14 protein-coding genes are annotated in these 16,218 nt (G+C 38.3%); 9 read left to right on the top strand and 5 right to left on the bottom strand.

Annotated features, from left to right (window positions below; translation table 11 throughout):
- Positions 1–143: 143 nt before the first annotated feature.
- From FC81_RS09385 to FC81_RS09375, 3 genes are all read right to left on the bottom strand, one after another.
- Positions 144–1,049: a proline-specific peptidase family protein gene (locus FC81_RS09385; protein WP_057746178.1), complete on the bottom strand. Its 906-nt coding sequence runs from the start codon at positions 1,047–1,049 to the stop codon at positions 144–146.
- 90 nt (positions 1,050–1,139) lie between these two features.
- On the bottom strand, positions 1,140–3,563 hold the full coding sequence (locus FC81_RS09380; protein ID WP_057746175.1) for a Xaa-Pro dipeptidyl-peptidase: 2,424 nt from the start codon (positions 3,561–3,563) through the stop codon (positions 1,140–1,142).
- Between the two features lie 165 nt (positions 3,564–3,728).
- On the bottom strand, positions 3,729–5,123 hold the full coding sequence (locus FC81_RS09375; RefSeq protein WP_057746173.1) for an APC family permease: 1,395 nt from the start codon (positions 5,121–5,123) through the stop codon (positions 3,729–3,731).
- Positions 5,124–5,460: 337 nt separating this feature from the next.
- Here FC81_RS09375 and FC81_RS09370 point away from each other — a divergent pair, with 337 nt between their 5' ends.
- From FC81_RS09370 to FC81_RS09335, 8 genes are all read left to right on the top strand, one after another.
- Positions 5,461–5,997 carry a nucleoside/nucleotide kinase family protein gene (locus tag FC81_RS09370; protein WP_057746170.1) on the top strand — a complete coding sequence of 179 codons (537 nt, stop codon included), beginning with the start codon at positions 5,461–5,463 and terminating at the stop codon, positions 5,995–5,997.
- Positions 5,998–6,087: 90 nt separating this feature from the next.
- Complete coding sequence (locus FC81_RS09365; protein ID WP_057746167.1) at positions 6,088–6,516, top strand: Fur family transcriptional regulator; 429 nt, start codon at positions 6,088–6,090, stop codon at positions 6,514–6,516.
- Positions 6,517–6,591: 75 nt separating this feature from the next.
- On the top strand, positions 6,592–7,122 hold the full coding sequence (locus FC81_RS09360) for a hypothetical protein (protein ID WP_057746164.1): 531 nt from the start codon (positions 6,592–6,594) through the stop codon (positions 7,120–7,122).
- An 11-nt stretch (positions 7,123–7,133) separates the two neighbouring features.
- Positions 7,134–7,955 carry a DUF6681 family protein gene (locus FC81_RS09355; RefSeq protein ID WP_057746161.1) on the top strand — a complete coding sequence of 274 codons (822 nt, stop codon included), beginning with the start codon at positions 7,134–7,136 and terminating at the stop codon, positions 7,953–7,955.
- A 342-nt stretch (positions 7,956–8,297) separates the two neighbouring features.
- Positions 8,298–9,032 carry an amino acid ABC transporter ATP-binding protein gene (locus tag FC81_RS09350; protein WP_057746158.1) on the top strand — a complete coding sequence of 245 codons (735 nt, stop codon included), beginning with the start codon at positions 8,298–8,300 and terminating at the stop codon, positions 9,030–9,032.
- A gap of 15 nt (positions 9,033–9,047) precedes the next feature.
- The gene (locus FC81_RS09345) at positions 9,048–9,878 is read left to right on the top strand and encodes a transporter substrate-binding domain-containing protein (RefSeq protein ID WP_057746156.1); all 831 of its coding nucleotides are present in this window, start codon (positions 9,048–9,050) and stop codon (positions 9,876–9,878) included.
- A complete protein-coding gene (locus FC81_RS09340; protein WP_057746153.1) occupies positions 9,875–10,513 on the top strand; it encodes an amino acid ABC transporter permease in 639 nt (212 codons plus the stop codon). The genes FC81_RS09345 and FC81_RS09340 overlap by 4 nt, the downstream gene beginning before the upstream one ends.
- Before the next feature lie 17 nt (positions 10,514–10,530).
- Complete coding sequence (locus tag FC81_RS09335) at positions 10,531–11,184, top strand: amino acid ABC transporter permease (RefSeq protein WP_057746151.1); 654 nt, start codon at positions 10,531–10,533, stop codon at positions 11,182–11,184.
- A gap of 344 nt (positions 11,185–11,528) precedes the next feature.
- Here the strand turns inward: FC81_RS09335 and FC81_RS09330 are convergent, their stop codons facing one another.
- Positions 11,529–12,860 carry an APC family permease gene (locus FC81_RS09330; RefSeq protein WP_057746148.1) on the bottom strand — a complete coding sequence of 444 codons (1,332 nt, stop codon included), beginning with the start codon at positions 12,858–12,860 and terminating at the stop codon, positions 11,529–11,531.
- Between the two features lie 46 nt (positions 12,861–12,906).
- Positions 12,907–14,166: a GTPase HflX gene (hflX, locus tag FC81_RS09325; RefSeq protein ID WP_057746145.1), complete on the bottom strand. Its 1,260-nt coding sequence runs from the start codon at positions 14,164–14,166 to the stop codon at positions 12,907–12,909.
- A gap of 428 nt (positions 14,167–14,594) precedes the next feature.
- Between hflX and FC81_RS09320 the strand changes: the two genes are divergently transcribed.
- Entirely contained in the window at positions 14,595–16,211 is a 1,617-nt protein-coding gene (locus FC81_RS09320) for a peptide ABC transporter substrate-binding protein (RefSeq protein WP_057746142.1), read from the top strand.
- Positions 16,212–16,218: the final 7 nt, after the last annotated feature.

Raw genomic sequence — 16,218 nt, 5'->3', positions numbered from 1 at the left:
TTACAAAAAAATCTGGCATTGATGATTTCCATCAATACCAGAAAGTTTAGACCCATATTTTTTAGCCAGGTACTCTTTTGAAGCTTGTTAGTTACTACTAAAGTGTAACTGATATTTTTATTTAGTTATACGTATTGCTGTTCTTAGTCGGTAAAAGTTTGGTTTTCAACATCCTGTAAAAACTGTTTCAAATGAGCAAAATAAACAGGAGCATTATCAATCATGTGATGGTGTCCACCGTTAGGAGTTGTTGCCAAGCGAGCATGTGGAATTACTTGGGCCATTCTTTTAGCTGTTGCAAGTGGCATAGTTTCGTGTTCACCATAAGTGATCAATGTTGGCATATTAATTTTATGGATGTCTTCACGACGATCCCACCCCTGCATTTTACCAGTAACAACAAATTCGTTATCGCCTTGGAAATAGTTGTAAACAGGAGTAGCCATAGTATCGATCAGATGCGAAATTGCTGGCGGCTGTTTCCGATCAACGTATCCACGGTTCAATGTATCGATCAGTTTTTGATAACGTTCATTGGCATAATCATTCTTGGCTTCACAATCTTTCATAAAGGCAAGATCGTCAGCTGAAAATTCTTTTTCGCGAATAGCATTAACATTAGCAACATATTCTTCAATATTATCTGTCATGCTGGAGATGATGATTCCTTTAAGATGATCAGGATACTTAAGTGCATATTCCTGTGTTAAGATTCCGCCCCATGACTGACCGATAAGGTAGAAGTTGTCTAGGCCGAGTTTCTGGCGTACTTCTTCAACTTCGTCAATAAAATAATCCATATTTAAAAACTTGTCGATATTTTCTTGTTTCGTAAAATCAGGCTGGTCTGAATACCAAGAGCCTAGTTGATCATACATTGAGACTTGGACACCGAGATCTGCAAGTTTTTCTGCAAAATTCTCGTAGTATTCATGATTTCCTCCAGGACCACCATGCAGACAAAGTAGTTGGATATCGCCTTGTCCCTCTGTATGTGTCCATAAATGATAGCCATTATCTAAAGTGAGAATGGTTGTACCTTGCTTCATAATTAAACACCTAGTTTCTTTAAAGATAATTTTATAATAGCACTTTAAGTGCATTAAACGGAATAAATATAGTAAAGAATAATAAAATTACTACAGTTCAGCAAAATTTAGTTTTAGATAACTAGCGCCAAGACTGATGGAGTAAGCCAAATCTTCATTTCCACGGACAGTCATTCCCATATCAGTTGCATAAATTACGAGTCCCAAGTGATGACCTTGTGGTAAGTGGTAAAAGGTCGGCTGCAACTTGGTTTTAACAGTGTAGAAACAGTTCGGCTGTAAGACATCATTTTGCCAGTTAGAAAGCCTATTTTGAAGATTGATATGACCCTTAGAAATTATTTTCCAAGGAGTCTGAGGAGCTAATGTAAATTCGACTAGATCGTCTTCACGCCATTGGAAACCGCAAGCAAGACTTTTTCGTCCCAATATTGTGGGACTAGTACCTAATCTCTTGGCGTTTCCATAATCAACAAGCATAAAACTCAGCATACCATGATCCTTATTGGTGGCAACGCTCATGCTTACTGTTGGTTCGCCTTGTATCAAGGTATCTTGCGTCATTGCTGCTGTTCTGAAGAGTAGGCGATTATGTTTGAGCGGCGAATGTTCTGGCATCAGTAAGTCCTTTGTCCAATCCGCTAAATGTTTTTGGTAATATTCGAAATCAGTAGTGGTTAATTTATCTTGGAAATTAGCTGCACCTGCTGCCGGGGCAAGTTTGGCTGAGACTAATTCATGTGGACGCAAACGAAGTTTTTCAACCGTATATTTTGGATCGATCCAGTCGGTAAAAGTATTCCACGTTTCTGGGGCAGTATTATCTTGCACGAGAACGTCAGGTAAAACTTCAGCAGCATGATTATCGACTGCATAAAGTTTGAAGGAAAGCCAGAGATTCATCATGTCGTTGAAGTCAAGTGAGCGCATATTATTGATATAGATATGCTGACCTTGGTGAAGAATAAGTTTACGTGTTACAGGTATCTGCGCCAATGATTGCCATAGATTATAGACATTTCGTAATTTTACATTCCAGTCATTCAGACCATGAACCATGATAATATCAGCCTTTATGTGGGCAGCATTTTTTAAATAGTTGCGTGCATCCCAAAAAGAATTATAGTTACCGCTCGCACGGTCTTGACCAGCAGTGATGTCAGCTAGTTGCTGAGCAAAGCGTTCCTTGACTTTTAGATAATCAGCTGGTTGTTTTTTACGGCTAAAACATTCCATTGCTAAAACATCAGCATCTTCACCGGGAAAGCCACCGGGAGCAACAACTAATCCGCCATCACGATAGTAATCATACCAGCTGGAAATAGCTGCTTCTGAAATAATCGTTTTTAAACCGGTAACACCGGTGGTTGCGGCAGCGGTTGCCAAAGTCCCTAGATATGATTTACCAGTCATTGCAATTTTGTTGTTGCACCACCAAGCCGTGATCGCCACTTGCTCAGTCTTATTTGTAAAAGCGATACGTTGACCATTTAACCATTCGATCACGGCAACGGCAGCGGCTGTTTCAGCAGGTGAACCGCACGTTTTAAGACCATCTGATTCTAAGGTCCCGATCCCAGCAGAATATACTGCAGCAAACCCCCGTGCCAATAAATAGTCATTCAGTGTATATGAGAACTCTCTTCCAAATGACTCCTCTGCTGTCTGTGTATGGTGGTTAACCTTACGTGGGGCAGGAATCGTTTGTTCATTATTTGAATGGTATTCGATGTCTGTATAAGTCATATCAGTGGGTTCTTTGTGTTCTAATGGAACGTTCATGCAATGCATCATTTTCTTGCCATCGTCATCATTTGTTCCCTGATTGTAGGGACTGGCTGTAAAAACTGCTGGGACTTTTAGACCGGCGGCTGTTTCAGCGGGGCGAATGATTTCTGTTTTTAGCAAATCACGTTGACCATCATGATCGGTATCTAAGTCAGCTTCGACATAGACGACTTCACGAATTAATTTGTGAGTATCAAAGACGGGTTGGGCTTTACCGTTAAAGAAGATAGGGTTAGAGATCGTTCCCCAAAAAGGCTTGAAGTAACCTTGTGCGGCTAAAGCATCTAATAGAGTTTGCCCATTTACCGTGTAAGTGCAGAGTAAGTCATACCAAGCACTTAAGACATCATCTCTTGATAAGACCTGTTTTTGATAAGGTAAATTACTTTTACGCATAGTTTTGAAAGGATCCGCAAGACTAAAGTCTTTTCCGGGTTCAAAGCCCAGTAATTGCAAGGCTACGTTATAGAAGACTTGTTCGTTAACAGTCCTTTTAGCTGCATAAGCGGGGAGCGATGTCTGAGTATCTGCCAAGAAGCCAGCTATTTTTTGCTGTTGGACAGCTGTTGAATGAGCTTGTGGGAAGGCCTTTTTGATCAAATATAGCCATAGAACGGTAGGGTCTGTAACTGAGGCTGAATTATGATCAAGGTAATGTATTTCTTTCAGTTCTTTGATTTTGGTACTTAAAGACATTTTGAGATGTGCAAATTGATTGTAACGCATAAGTTAATATCCTCCAGAAGTTATCTTTAGTTCCTAATTATAACGTAAAAGCCGATCAGTGAATAAAAAAAGAGTGTCTTTAAGAAAAGAAAAAAGTACAGTCTTGCGCTAGGAATGACCTAACAGCAAGACCGTACCTTTAGGAAATAGTTAGTTTCTTGAGTATTAGTTAATTTTAGTTATCTGACTGTGTTTAACTCCATAAGTAAAGTAAATAATCATACCGATGATGAACCAGATAATTGAAGCAATCCAGGTTTCTTTTGATAACTGTGTCAGCATTAAGATGCAGAGAAGTGTTGATACGATTGGCAAAACAGGGTAGAAGGGTACTTTAAAACCATCATTTGAGATATCTTTGCGTTTACGCAAAGGAATAATTCCAATTGAAACAAATGTAAAAGCAATTAGAGTTCCGATATTAACTAAATTGGTTAGCTGAGTTAGGGAGACAAAACCACCCATGAAGCTGATGATAATCGTAACGAATAACATACTTTTATTTGGAGTATGGTGTTTAGGATTGACTTCACCCAGAAACTTAGGCAGTAGACCATCACGTCCAATAGAATAAATCAAGCGTGAACTACTATAAATCATCGTCACCATCATAGTAAACATTCCAGCTAACGCACCAATTGAAATAATCCCCGCAACCCAGTTCAGATGGACAAGTTCTAATGCAAATGAAACAGGGTTAGCAACATTTAATTTTGTATAGGAAGTCATCCCTGTCAAAACAACTGAAACTAGGATGTATAAGACTGTACAAATTAATAAAGTGCCAATGATTCCAATCGGCATATTCTTACGAGGATTCTTAACTTCAGCTGCGGTTGAAGAAACAACATCAAAACCCAGATAGGCAAAGAAGACTAAGGAGGCACCCTTTAGTACGCCGTCATATCCAAATGGAAAGAAAGGTTGCCAGTTAGCAGGTTTAACGTAGAACATCCCCACCAGCAAGAAGAGGAAGATAATAACGATTTTAATAACAACGATAATATTATTGATGCGAATAGAGGTTTTTACACCCTTGGAGAGGATAAAAGATATAAAAAGGACAATTAAAATAGCAACGATATTAACATAGGTACCATGTGCCGGATCAAAATTACTACTAAGAGCTTTCGGAATATGAAGCCCGAAACCGGCGATAAAAGAATTAAAGTAGGCCGCCCAGCCGGTTGAAACGGCAGCGACGGCTAGCATATATTCTAGGATCAACGCCCAACCGAGAAACCAGCCGACAATTTCGCCAAAAACGATGTTACCAAAGGAATAAGCACTACCGGCAATAGGAAGTGCGGATGAGAATTCCGCGTAGCACATGGCTGCCGTTGAACAGATGATAGCGGCTACAACGAATGATAAAATAATACTCGGCCCACTGTGCAACGCAGCAACTGTTCCAGGCAGGATAAAAATTCCGGTCCCAATAACAGCGCCAATTCCTAAGGCGATTAGGTCGCCAGCCCCTAGAGTTTTAGCAAGTCGGTTGTCTTTATCAAGGTAACGTGATAGACTTTCTTTTTTGAAGATCCTTTGTTTTAAACTCAATGAATATTCCCTCCATTTCTTTCTAAAAAATAAAACATACAGTCTTGATAATATACAACATTAGAGTAAGATGTCAATTATATTTGAAAAAAAAGACTTTTTTAATAAAAGCTGAATGTTTAAAACCCGTCATAAAGTACAAAACAGAGCTAAATGTTAATGATAGGACATGTTAATTATCTTTTAAATAATTGGCCGTTGGTATCTATTATGAGTAAAGTTAATTATCTGATTGAAAAAATCTAAATTCATAGTCAAACAGTATTTTTAAAACTATAATAGCAGTGTAAAAGATGAAGGATCTTTGAAATTGACTACTAAAGTGGGGAATAAATACATGAAACACCTATTAGTTATTTGTGGTGCATCCGGAGTAGGCAAGACGACTATTCAAGATTACTTAGTAAAAAACTATGGCTTTAAACGTGTGCTGACACATACAACGCGCTTGCCACGCAAACATGAGGTAGACGGTCGCGATTATTACTTTGAGACGCGGTCCTCATTTTTTAAGAATAACTACTTGGAATACGTTGAGTACGATCACTGTTTATATGGTTCTTCAGCTGAAGGGCTTAACCGCGCATGGCAAACTAGTGATTGGGCGGTAATTGTGTTAGATACTGAAGGGGCAGCTGCCTATAAGCAGAAAGTAACTGCTGATTTGAAATGCTGGTATATTTATGTTTCTAGTGAAAGCACATTAGCAGCACGGTTAGAAGAACGAGATACTAATGCAGCTGCAAGGCTAGCAAGTTCTGAAGCCCAGAGGGATCTGCATGTTCCACCTAAACTCAAAGATTTTTGCAATCTTATTCGTAATGATGAGTGGCAGGAAACTAAAAAAATAATTGCAAAACTACTGTCAAAATAAGGCTACAGCAATTGATTTTTATTACTAAGCAGCTATGGTATACTGTGCTTAATAGTAATAATTATTATTTTCCGGAGGGATAGAAAAACTATGATAGATGTTGCCGTTAAACTATTGCAGAAAAACAACTATAAAATCACTAAGCAGCGCCTCAGTCTATTAGAATATTTAAGTCACTTCCAGGAGCAGTATATTAATGTTGTAGCTGTTGATAAATATATGCACAGTATTTACCCAGGAATGAGTCATAATACGATCTATAGAAACATAAAAGAATTTGAAGAAGTTGGAATCGTGGAGCAGCGGATAAAAGATGGTAATGCCAGTGTTAAATACCAATGTGACTTTGTTCACCAGCATCATCACCATTTCATTTGTACACATTGCGGTAAGGTTCAAGAAGTCGAGATGTGTCCGTTAGATTATTTTGAAAAACAGCTGCCAGGCTGTCGGATCGAGGAGCACCACTTTGAACTATACGGCCTATGTGCAGATTGTATAAAATTAAGCAAAGATTAGCCTAACTTATATCTTTTTAGGGCTTATTTTGGTTTAATAGTGTTAAGTTAAAGAGCAAGAAATGGAGAGATTTTAATGGCTTATCGAACACCGCCTTTTATTACACCGTTTGCTATTATGTCAGTTGTCTTGGCGTTAGGTGCAACCAATGTCGCGGTGAATAAAGCGACAAACACTTCTGAAGGTCGACCAGTGACCCAGAATGTTGAAAATACTAGCTCTGTTTCAAACGGAGCTGGCAGTTCATCTACATCAAGTAATGACGATAGTAAAAAGGATAGTTCAGACGAGGATAGTAAAGAAACATCTGCTAAGTCGACCAGTGAGACCAGTAGTTCAACCTCATCTGAGGAGAGCCAAACTGATGAAAATGATACTTCAGAAGGAAGAGATCAAAGTTCAGCGGAAGATGCAACATCAGCCTCACAAACAAGCAGTTCTACAAATGATGATGACTCAGCTACAAGTTCAGAGAACTCGAGTTCACAAACAAGTACTAGAAGTAGACAGTCTGAAAGCTCATCTACAAGTAGTCAGAATCAGACTAACCAGACTAACCAAACTAATCAGACTAATCAAAATACACAGAATAATACCGCGGAATAGGAGGAGACGACTTGTTCAGTATTATCGGGTTAATTAATAGTTACTTAGGTTACATCAATATTAATGTTAAGCTAAAGAACCGTGTTTACACGGCTTTAGGAACAGTCGGCAATTTCTATTTATTATATGTAGCCTACCGCTTTTTGGTTAACGGCTTTCTAGTTCGTGGCTTATTGTTTATCTTAGCCTTTTTTGTGATTGCCTATTTCTTATATTTGAATATTTTTTATTTCTTCACGTCTAAGAGAGCACGATTTGATTTTTCACCTTGGCTTGAAGCTAAGCTGGGAATGAAACCCAAGGAAGAGCCAGCAGATAAAAGACGGAGCGGGCCCCAAGCGGGCTTTGTTCAAACAAATGGTCTTTTTGAAGGCGAAACGACCTTACCAGCTAAATTAGAATGCAGTACAGCTGAGAAACAAGCTTTGAATGAAATCGTTGCACAGCTAGAAACGCAGGGTTACCTTAAGCTTAACTACGGCGGCTACAGTGACCGTGAAATTTTTAAATTAGCTAAGACAAAGAAGAAGAATATTTATGCCTTAAATGATCCTGTTGCACTACCTTATTTTGAATTGGTACATGAGGATAATCATTTAGAGTTATATGGTGGAATCAACCAAATTGAAGAACGAAAGCTCGGTCGAATTCAATCAGTTGGTTTAATGCCGGTTGCAGAAGTTGAACGGAAATATAGTTTGTTTGTTGCGGCAGCAGTTATCCAAGGCGGAGCATATAAATTTGCGGGACGTTCAACAGCAATGCATGAAGAGGGTCCTTATGATTTGAAGATCCAAGTTGCATATCGAAAGAAGAATGATTCCCAAGTTTGATAGTCAAAAAGCAAATAAGGGAAAAGATAATATAATATAATCTAGTAAGACTTTAAACTCGTTAAAGTCTTGTCATTTAGGAAAATACCTAAATGACAAGAAGCAGCAAAGCTGAACCAAAATTTAATTTTGGGTTCAGCTTTTTCTTTAGTTATAGAAAAACATTTGTTAATCATAAATAATATCTTAACTTTTTAGACGTTTAACTTTGTTTAACAAAGTTAAATGGGTAAAAAATAACATTTTAAATAAAATTAATTCTAAATTCTTGCGCAAAATCAAATTAAATTTTAATATTATAGTTACCGGAAATTAATGATTGCTCTCAAGGAGGAGAAAGAAATGGCAATGATTGAGTTTAAAAATGTACAAAAATACTATGATAAGTTCCATGCTTTGAATAATATTAACCTAAAAGTTGATAAGGGTGAAGTCGTTGTTGTTGTTGGGCCTTCTGGCTCTGGAAAAAGTACATTGATCAGGACGATCAATGGACTTGAAGATTTTACGGAAGGGCAGCTACTGGTTAACGGGTATGATTTAGCGGATAAGAAAACAGATTTGAATCAAATTAGAAAAGATGTTGGGATGGTCTTCCAACATTTTAATTTATACGATAATAAGACAGTGCTTGAAAATATTATGTTAGCTCCCAAGCTAGTTTTAAAACGTGATCCTAAAGAAAATGAAGAAATGGCGATGCGCTTGTTAAAGACGGTTGGTGTAGCTGATAAAGCGGGTTCTTACCCGCGCCAATTATCAGGTGGACAAAAGCAACGTGTAGCGATCGCCCGCAGTTTAGCTATGAAACCCAAAGCATTGTTATTTGATGAACCTACTTCTGCACTTGATCCTGAAATGATTGATGATGTTTTGAATGTTATGAAAAAGATCGCAAAAGAAGGGATGACAATGGTGGTTGTTACCCATGAAATGGGCTTTGCTCGTGAAGTGGCTGATCGAGTTATTTTTATTGATAATGGTCAGATCCTTGAAGATGAGAAAGCTGATATCTTCTTTAAAGCACCTAAAGAAAAAAGAGCACAGCAATTCTTGAGTAAAATCATTAAGCATTAAGAGGGGGAAAGAAGGATGAAGAAATTAAAAGCGCTCCTCGTCTTAACGGGGATGCTGTTACTGACCCTGACACTTAGTGCTTGTTCAGCTGAAAGCACGCAGCAAAATGCTTTAAAAAGAAGTCAAGCGAATAATACTCTGACTTGGGGTGTTAAAGCTGACACACGTTTGTTTGGTTTAATGGATATCAAGTCAGGGACGATCAAAGGTTTCGATATTGACATGGGAAAAGAGATCACTAAGCGGGTCCTTGGTAAAAAAGGACACGCGAAATTTGTTCAAGTTACCAGTAAAACCAGAATTCCGTTGTTAAAAAATGGAAATATCGATGCAATTATAGCGACGATGACGATTACACCAGATCGAGCTAAGGTGGTTGATTTTTCAAAAGTTTATTTTGCTGCTGGACAATCTTTACTTGTTAAAAAGGGGAGTCCTATCAAAGATGTTAGGGATCTGAACAAAGATGGAATGACTGTTTTGGCAGTTAAGGGATCGACCTCAGCTGTTAATATCCAGAAATATGCACCTAAGGCGAAGGTCTTAGAATTAGAGGATTATGCACAAGCATTTACCGCTTTGAAGTCTGGTCAAGGCGATGCAATGACAACTGATAATGGGATCTTATTTGGGATTGCTTCGGAAAATCCAAGTTACCATGTCGTCGGTGGAGCATTTACCAACGAACCGTATGGGATTGCGGTTGATAAACAGCAAACACAGTTAAAAAATAAGATCGATCAGGCGATTGCTGAGATGAGAAAAGATGGCACTTATGAACACTTATTGCAGAAATGGTTTGGCGGAATCGCGGGATTTGATTTGAAGGAGGCGAGCCAACAATGATAAATGTCTTTACGCAACATTGGCAGGAGCTACTGGTTGGTTTTGGAAATACGCTTCTTTGCAGTGTGATCGCATTATTCTTTAGTTTAATTATTGGGTCAACTTTTGCAATTTTTGAAGTCTTGCCCTATAAGCTATTACACATTATTGGACGTATCTATATTGAAGTGTTTCGGAATATCCCGTTATTAGTGATCGGTATGTTCTTTTATATTGTTGTTCCACAATTTATCGTTACATTAGATGGTTTTACAGCAGGAACGATTGGATTAACATTATATACGTCATCTTTTATTGCAGAAACTGTACGGGCTGGGATCCAAGCCGTTGATGATGGTCAGATGGAAGGTGCTCGGGCAAACGGGCTGACATTTATGCAAGCAATGTGGCATATTATTCTTCCACAGGCATTTAGATATGTTATTCCTCCGTTAGGTAATCAGTTTATCAACTTAGTGAAGAATTCTTCTGTTCTAGCGTTTGTAGCCGGTTTTGATTTGATGTATCAGGGCGATACGATTGCTTCGACAACTTTTGATACTTTTAATACGTATATCGTAGTCGGGATATTGTACCTGATCATTACTTTACCGTTAAGTTACTATATGCGTTACTTGGAGAAAAAATTAGCTTAAGGAAGGAGAGTGCTTAAATGTCAAGTTTAGCTGAAGCTTATTCGTGGATTAACCTGCGTTATTTACTGCAAGGTTTATTGGTAACAATTGAAGTCTCGGTTATTTCAATTATCTTAAGTTTTATTCTAGGTTCAATTTTGGGAATAATTCGTTATATCCGTTTTCCTTTTGTCTCAGCCATTGTTGGTTTTATCATCGATTTGATTAGAAACCTGCCGTTGCTGCTCCTATTGTTCTTTACTTATTTCGGTCTCCCACAAGTGGGGATCAAGATGGACCCTTTGACGGCTGCGATTGCAGCGATGACGGTCTTTGAATCAGCGATGATTGCAGAAATCGTCCGCAGCGGGATTCAAGCAGTCGATCTAGGGCAAATGGAAGGTGCGCGTTCGGTCGGGATGACGTACTGGCAAGGTTTACGTGTGATCGTTTTACCACAAGCAATGAAAAAAATGATCCCACCGTTAGTTAGTCAGTTTATTTCACTGATAAAGGATACTTCACTTGCTACCATTATTGTCCTGCCTGAATTGTTATATCGGGCTCAAATTATTTACGGGCAAAATACACGTTACATGGTACCGATGTTTATTGCACTAGCAGTGATGTACTTCGTAGTTTGTTATGCCTTATCGTTGGTGGCGAGTGGTCTGGAGAGACGGACTAATTAAATTATTAAGAAGCATTCGTAATAGCTGGTCGACTTTGAACGTACTGTAGATAAGTTAAAGCAAAAGAGGGACTGTGCCAAAAGTTAAATTTTGGCACAGTCCCTCTTTTATTACGTATAAACGTGTTCCATAAGTCAAAATGCTTCGTCTAACTTCGAATTATTCAAATTTTCCCGGCTTTGTACTGCCTTAAAAAGTTGGACATGTAAATCAAGTTTTGGAAGGCACTTCACTTATGTCACACGCTCTTCTTTGCTAGAATAATTTTTTAAACTAAGAAATACTTCCAAACTTAGAGTCAGTACGTAATTCTGACGGTGAGATATGAGAGGTGCTTGTATATCTTAAAGCTTATCAAGTCGGTTGAATTTGTGTTTGTAAAAGTAAATTGGGATCCCAACAATAACGATGACAAGTGAAACGAAGACACCCTGTGTATCAAAGATAATCTCACTAATTAAAACAAAGATCGCCCCGCCAATAGCAATTAAAGGAATCCACGGATATAACGGGACTGAGAAGGGGCGTGGCAAACGCGGTCGAAGTAACCGCAGCTTGAAAAGTCCAAAGAATGCCATCACATAAAAACAATAAACTGTGAAAATACACAGTTCAGTTAGGCGATCGGCGTCAACTGTCAGGATCATTAATACGGCGATTGCAAAGATTGTCAGAATTGCAAAAACCGGGCTATGGGTCTTAGCATTCAGATAGGATAATTGTTTAGAAAACGGTAATTCATTATTTTTAGCCATCGCATACATAATCCGGGGGAAAGACATGACTTTACCGTTTAAACAACCAGCAATTGAGATGATAATACCAATATTAAGCAGTTTACCGCCTAGGTCGCCAAATGCAATTGTCGCAAAGTGTGGTGTCGTATTTTCAGCAAAATGATGGATTTGAGAAGCCGACATAACGCTAAAGACGCCCCAAGTTACAAGTACATAGGCAAGTAGGACAACTACTAAGCCCCAGATAATAGCTAATGGTAGCAGCTTTTGGGGGGTTTTAATTTCACCACCCATGTTAGCGATCAGAATCCACCCATCATAAGCGAAGAGTGTTGCTAGAATAGCAACACCAAAGTTACCACCAGCACTAGTCGATGCTTGAGAAGCGACTTGCCCTAAAGCGTTGTGATCACCGAAAAAGAGACCAAAAATAATGATGGCGATAATCGGAATGAATTTGCCGATAGTAGTTATAATTTGAAAGGCTGCACCATACCGATTCGATAAGAGGTTGAAAAGTGTAATCAGCATTACAGAAAAAATAGCTAGCGGATGCTGCCAAGAAGCCGGTAAGTCAAAGAATGCAACCAGCAAAATCGCAAGATATGAACCTAGAGCAGCAATCATTGCCGGTCCATAAATAATAATTTGCATCCAACCAGAAAGAAATCCCCATAATTTGCCATAAATCTTCTCCATATAAACATAAAGTCCGCCTGTATGCGGCATCTGAGCTCCTATTTCAGCAATAGTTAGCCCAGACGCTAAAGTAAGCAAACCTCCCAATAGCCAGGCAAATAAAGCCATTGTTGTGGAGTGTGAGTAGTCGAGGACAGATGCTTGTTTAAAAAAAATTCCAGAACCAATAACAGTTCCAATAACGAGTGCAAGCGACGACCATAAACCAAGTGTGCGTTTGAGCGTTACCTGTTTTTTCATTAGCTAAATCCTTTCATTAAAGGAGAACGTTTAAGAATTAAAAAGGTCATTCTGTTAGAAAACGTGCGAAATACTCTTCTTGTGCAGGGGAGATCTCAGCTGTAATGATTGCACCATTTTCGTTGTAGGTCGTGTCTGTTACCAACGCGAGCTGATTGATTTTCTCTAAGTAACGTCCCTGTTCAAAAGAGATAAAATACTTGTGTGTTTTATAATCTTTAAAGAGGACACGTTTTATCAGGTCGGCTAGCGCATGCAATGATTTGGCATCACGTGCACTATAGGTGATCTGTTGACCTTCTATTACAGGATAGCGGCTGTCAGTTTTATCAGCTTTATTAAAAGCATAGATCGTTGGTGTATTTTCAACCCCTAGTTCTTTAAGTGTTTCAGTAGTAACCTTGACCATTTCAGCAGAATGCTTGTCAGAAAGATCGACGACATGGAGTAGTAAGTCAGCATTTTTAACTTCAGCTAAGGTCGATTGGAAAGCTTTGACTAAATTATGTGGCAGTTTGCTGACGAAACCGACAGTATCACTTAACAAGAATTCTCTTTTATCTTGAAAGCGCAATTTACGGACTGACGTATCGAGGGTGGCAAACAACATATCTTTAGTCATAACTTGCTTAGCTGGTGGAATATCAGTATCACTCAGCAAATTGAGTAGACCGTTCATAGTCGTTGATTTACCCGAGTTAGTGTAACCGACTAGAGCAACACTTGGGAGGCCTGATTCACGTCTGGAACTACTTTGGATCTCTTGTTCCTTATCAAGATTTTTCAAATCACGGCTTAACTGAGCGATTCGTTTCTGGATCGTCCGTCGGTTAATTTCAAGCTTGGTCTCACCAGCACCACGGTTAGCAAGGGAACCACCAGAACTTTGCTGATCCAGTTTTTCATTTGAAGAAGTCCGTAAACGTGGCAACTTATATTTAAGCCGCGCGATTTCAACTTGAAGTTGAGCCTCCTTCGTTCGTGCACGAGATGAAAAAATTTCGAGAATTAGTTCTGTCCGGTCTAAGACAGCTAAGGCCGTTTCTTTTTCAAGATTACGAATCTGAGTTGGCGAGAGTTCATCATTGAGAATAAGCATCTCGGCTCCCTTAACCTCTGCAAGTCGGGAAAGTTCTTCGATCTTGCCTTTACCTAAATAAGTTGCTGCTACAGGGCGTTGTAGTCCTTGGCGGATATCTGCGACAACTTGCATGTTATTTGCATAAGCTAATTCTGCTAATTCTTGCATTAAGTAGTCAAAATTAGACTGCTGGTTTTCAATACCGGCAATAATAACCTTAATCATAAGAAAATAACCCCTCCTTTGAATACCTAAATAGTATAACATTTAAAGATACTAGTCATAGTACTAAGATGTAAACATATTTTTGCAGATAACAAGCATTGATCAACTATAAAGATAAAGAAAGTCGTTTAGGCATACAATATCTAAAAATAACTAAAAAAGCAGTGAATTTGATTATTATTTGATTAGAAACACTTTTTTGTGATTGGAAAAAAATTTAGTGTTTTACTTTAAAAAAGTAACTAAAACTAGAAAAATGTTAACAAAAATAAGTTGTAAGTGCAGATATGACGATAAAACTGAGTGAAAATTTACTTTTTAGTAAGAATATAAGAATTTTTTCTTGTATTTAATTTAAATTTCATATAAAATTTAGTCACTGTAATAAATAATGTTTCGTAAGAGACAAAAAAGGGAGTAGTTTTGCGATGAAAATAAATAAATTCGCTAAGCTTGGAGCAGTTGCAATGCTGTCAGCGGTTTTCTTGGCAGCTTGTGGATCAAAAGACAGCTCATCCAAGCAGGTTTTGAATTGGGATGAGACGGCTGAATTGCCAACAATGGACCTTTCCAAGGCAACTGACCGTGTCAGTTTTGATGCTTTGAACAATACAAATGAAGGTTTGTATCGTCTGGGCAAGGATAGTAAGATCGAACCTGGAATTGCGACTAAGACAACTGTTGCCAATGATGGGTTGAAATATACGTTTAACCTGCGTAAAGATGCTAAATGGAGCAACGGAGATAAGGTAACTGCAAAAGATTTTGTTTATTCATGGCAGAGAACCGTTAAACCTTCAACCGGCTCACAGTATGCGTATCTCTTCAGCGGAATTCAAAATGCTGATGATATCACAGCCGGAAAGAAATCAGCTTCAACTTTAGGGGTTAAGGCAGAAGGCAATTATAAATTAGTAGTTACTTTAGATAAGAGAGTTCCATATTTCAAATTGTTAATGGGTTTCCCAAGTTTCTACCCGCAAAGTCAAAAAGCTGTTGACAAATATGGCAGCAAGTACGGAACTGCTTCAAAATATATGGTTTACAATGGACCATTTGAATTAACAAAATGGACTGGATCTAACTTGAGCTGGACATTGAAGAAAAACAATGATTACTGGGATAAGAAAAATGTTAAATTGTCAGCTATTAATTATAAAGTTAACAAAAGCAACTCAACTGGTTACAACCTATATCAATCGGGTAAACTTGATATGACTTACCTTAACTCAGAACAGGCAAAACAGTTAGCTGATTCGAAAGAATTAGTTATCCGTCATGGTGCTTCAACTTTCTACTTGGAGTACAATCAAACGAAGAAAGAATTCCAAAACAAGAAGATTCGTCAGGCGTTATCCTTGGTTATCAACCGTAAACAATTCACAGGCAAAGTTTTAGGTGATGGTTCAACGGTCGCAAAAGGGTTAGTTGCTTCTGATATGGCTAAACATAACGGCAAAGACTTTGCAGATGATGCTTATGTAAAAGATGCGACTGCAAATGATGTCACTAAAGCTAAGAAACTTTGGAGTGAAGGCTTGAAAGAACTTGGCGTGAAAGAATTGAGTTTTGCTTTACTAAGTGATGATACTGATAAAGCTAAGGATTCAACTGAATTTCTCCAAAGTCAGATTGAAGAGAATTTGGCTGGAGCAAAGGTTTCTGTTTCTAACGTACCGTTTAAGACTCGTTTAGATCGTTCAGTCAAAGGAAACTTTGATGTTGTTGTTACGGCTTGGAGTGCTGATTTTGCTGACCCAATCAGTTTCTTAGACTTACTTACTTCAGATAACTCTTACAATAATGGTAAGTGGAAGAATGCCGAATATGACAAGTTGATTGAATCTTCTAAGTCAACAAATGCGGGCAATACAACCAAACGTTGGAATGATTTGGTGCAAGCACACAAAGTTCTGATGGAAGATCAAGGAATCTCACCACTCTATCAACAAGCAAATGCAACTATGCTCAAGTCTAAGGTTAAGGGTGTTATCTACAATGCTGCTGGTGTAAATTACAACTTTAAGGATGCATATATTAAGTAAATATGTT

Source organism: Liquorilactobacillus capillatus DSM 19910, from assembly GCF_001434915.1.
Lineage (GTDB): Bacteria > Bacillota > Bacilli > Lactobacillales > Lactobacillaceae > Liquorilactobacillus > Liquorilactobacillus capillatus.
This window is presented reverse-complemented; position numbering and strand designations above follow the sequence as displayed.

Excerpts from the sequence above, each read along its gene's own strand:
- FC81_RS09370 (WP_057746170.1), top strand. The coding sequence starts at position 5,461 with ATGAAACACCTATTAGTTATTTGTGGTGCATCCGGAGTAGGCAAGACG.
- FC81_RS09345 (WP_057746156.1), top strand. The coding sequence starts at position 9,048 with ATGAAGAAATTAAAAGCGCTCCTCGTCTTAACGGGGATGCTGTTACTG.
- FC81_RS09320 (WP_057746142.1), top strand. The coding sequence starts at position 14,595 with ATGAAAATAAATAAATTCGCTAAGCTTGGAGCAGTTGCAATGCTGTCA.
- FC81_RS09340 (WP_057746153.1), top strand. The coding sequence starts at position 9,875 with ATGATAAATGTCTTTACGCAACATTGGCAGGAGCTACTGGTTGGTTTT.
- FC81_RS09350 (WP_057746158.1), top strand. The coding sequence starts at position 8,298 with ATGGCAATGATTGAGTTTAAAAATGTACAAAAATACTATGATAAGTTC.
- FC81_RS09380 (WP_057746175.1), bottom strand. The coding sequence starts at position 3,563 with ATGCGTTACAATCAATTTGCACATCTCAAAATGTCTTTAAGTACCAAA.
- FC81_RS09385 (WP_057746178.1), bottom strand. The coding sequence starts at position 1,049 with ATGAAGCAAGGTACAACCATTCTCACTTTAGATAATGGCTATCATTTA.
- FC81_RS09360 (WP_057746164.1), top strand. The coding sequence starts at position 6,592 with ATGGCTTATCGAACACCGCCTTTTATTACACCGTTTGCTATTATGTCA.
- FC81_RS09365 (WP_057746167.1), top strand. The coding sequence starts at position 6,088 with ATGATAGATGTTGCCGTTAAACTATTGCAGAAAAACAACTATAAAATC.
- FC81_RS09335 (WP_057746151.1), top strand. The coding sequence starts at position 10,531 with ATGTCAAGTTTAGCTGAAGCTTATTCGTGGATTAACCTGCGTTATTTA.
- hflX (WP_057746145.1), bottom strand. The coding sequence starts at position 14,166 with ATGATTAAGGTTATTATTGCCGGTATTGAAAACCAGCAGTCTAATTTT.
- FC81_RS09330 (WP_057746148.1), bottom strand. The coding sequence starts at position 12,860 with ATGAAAAAACAGGTAACGCTCAAACGCACACTTGGTTTATGGTCGTCG.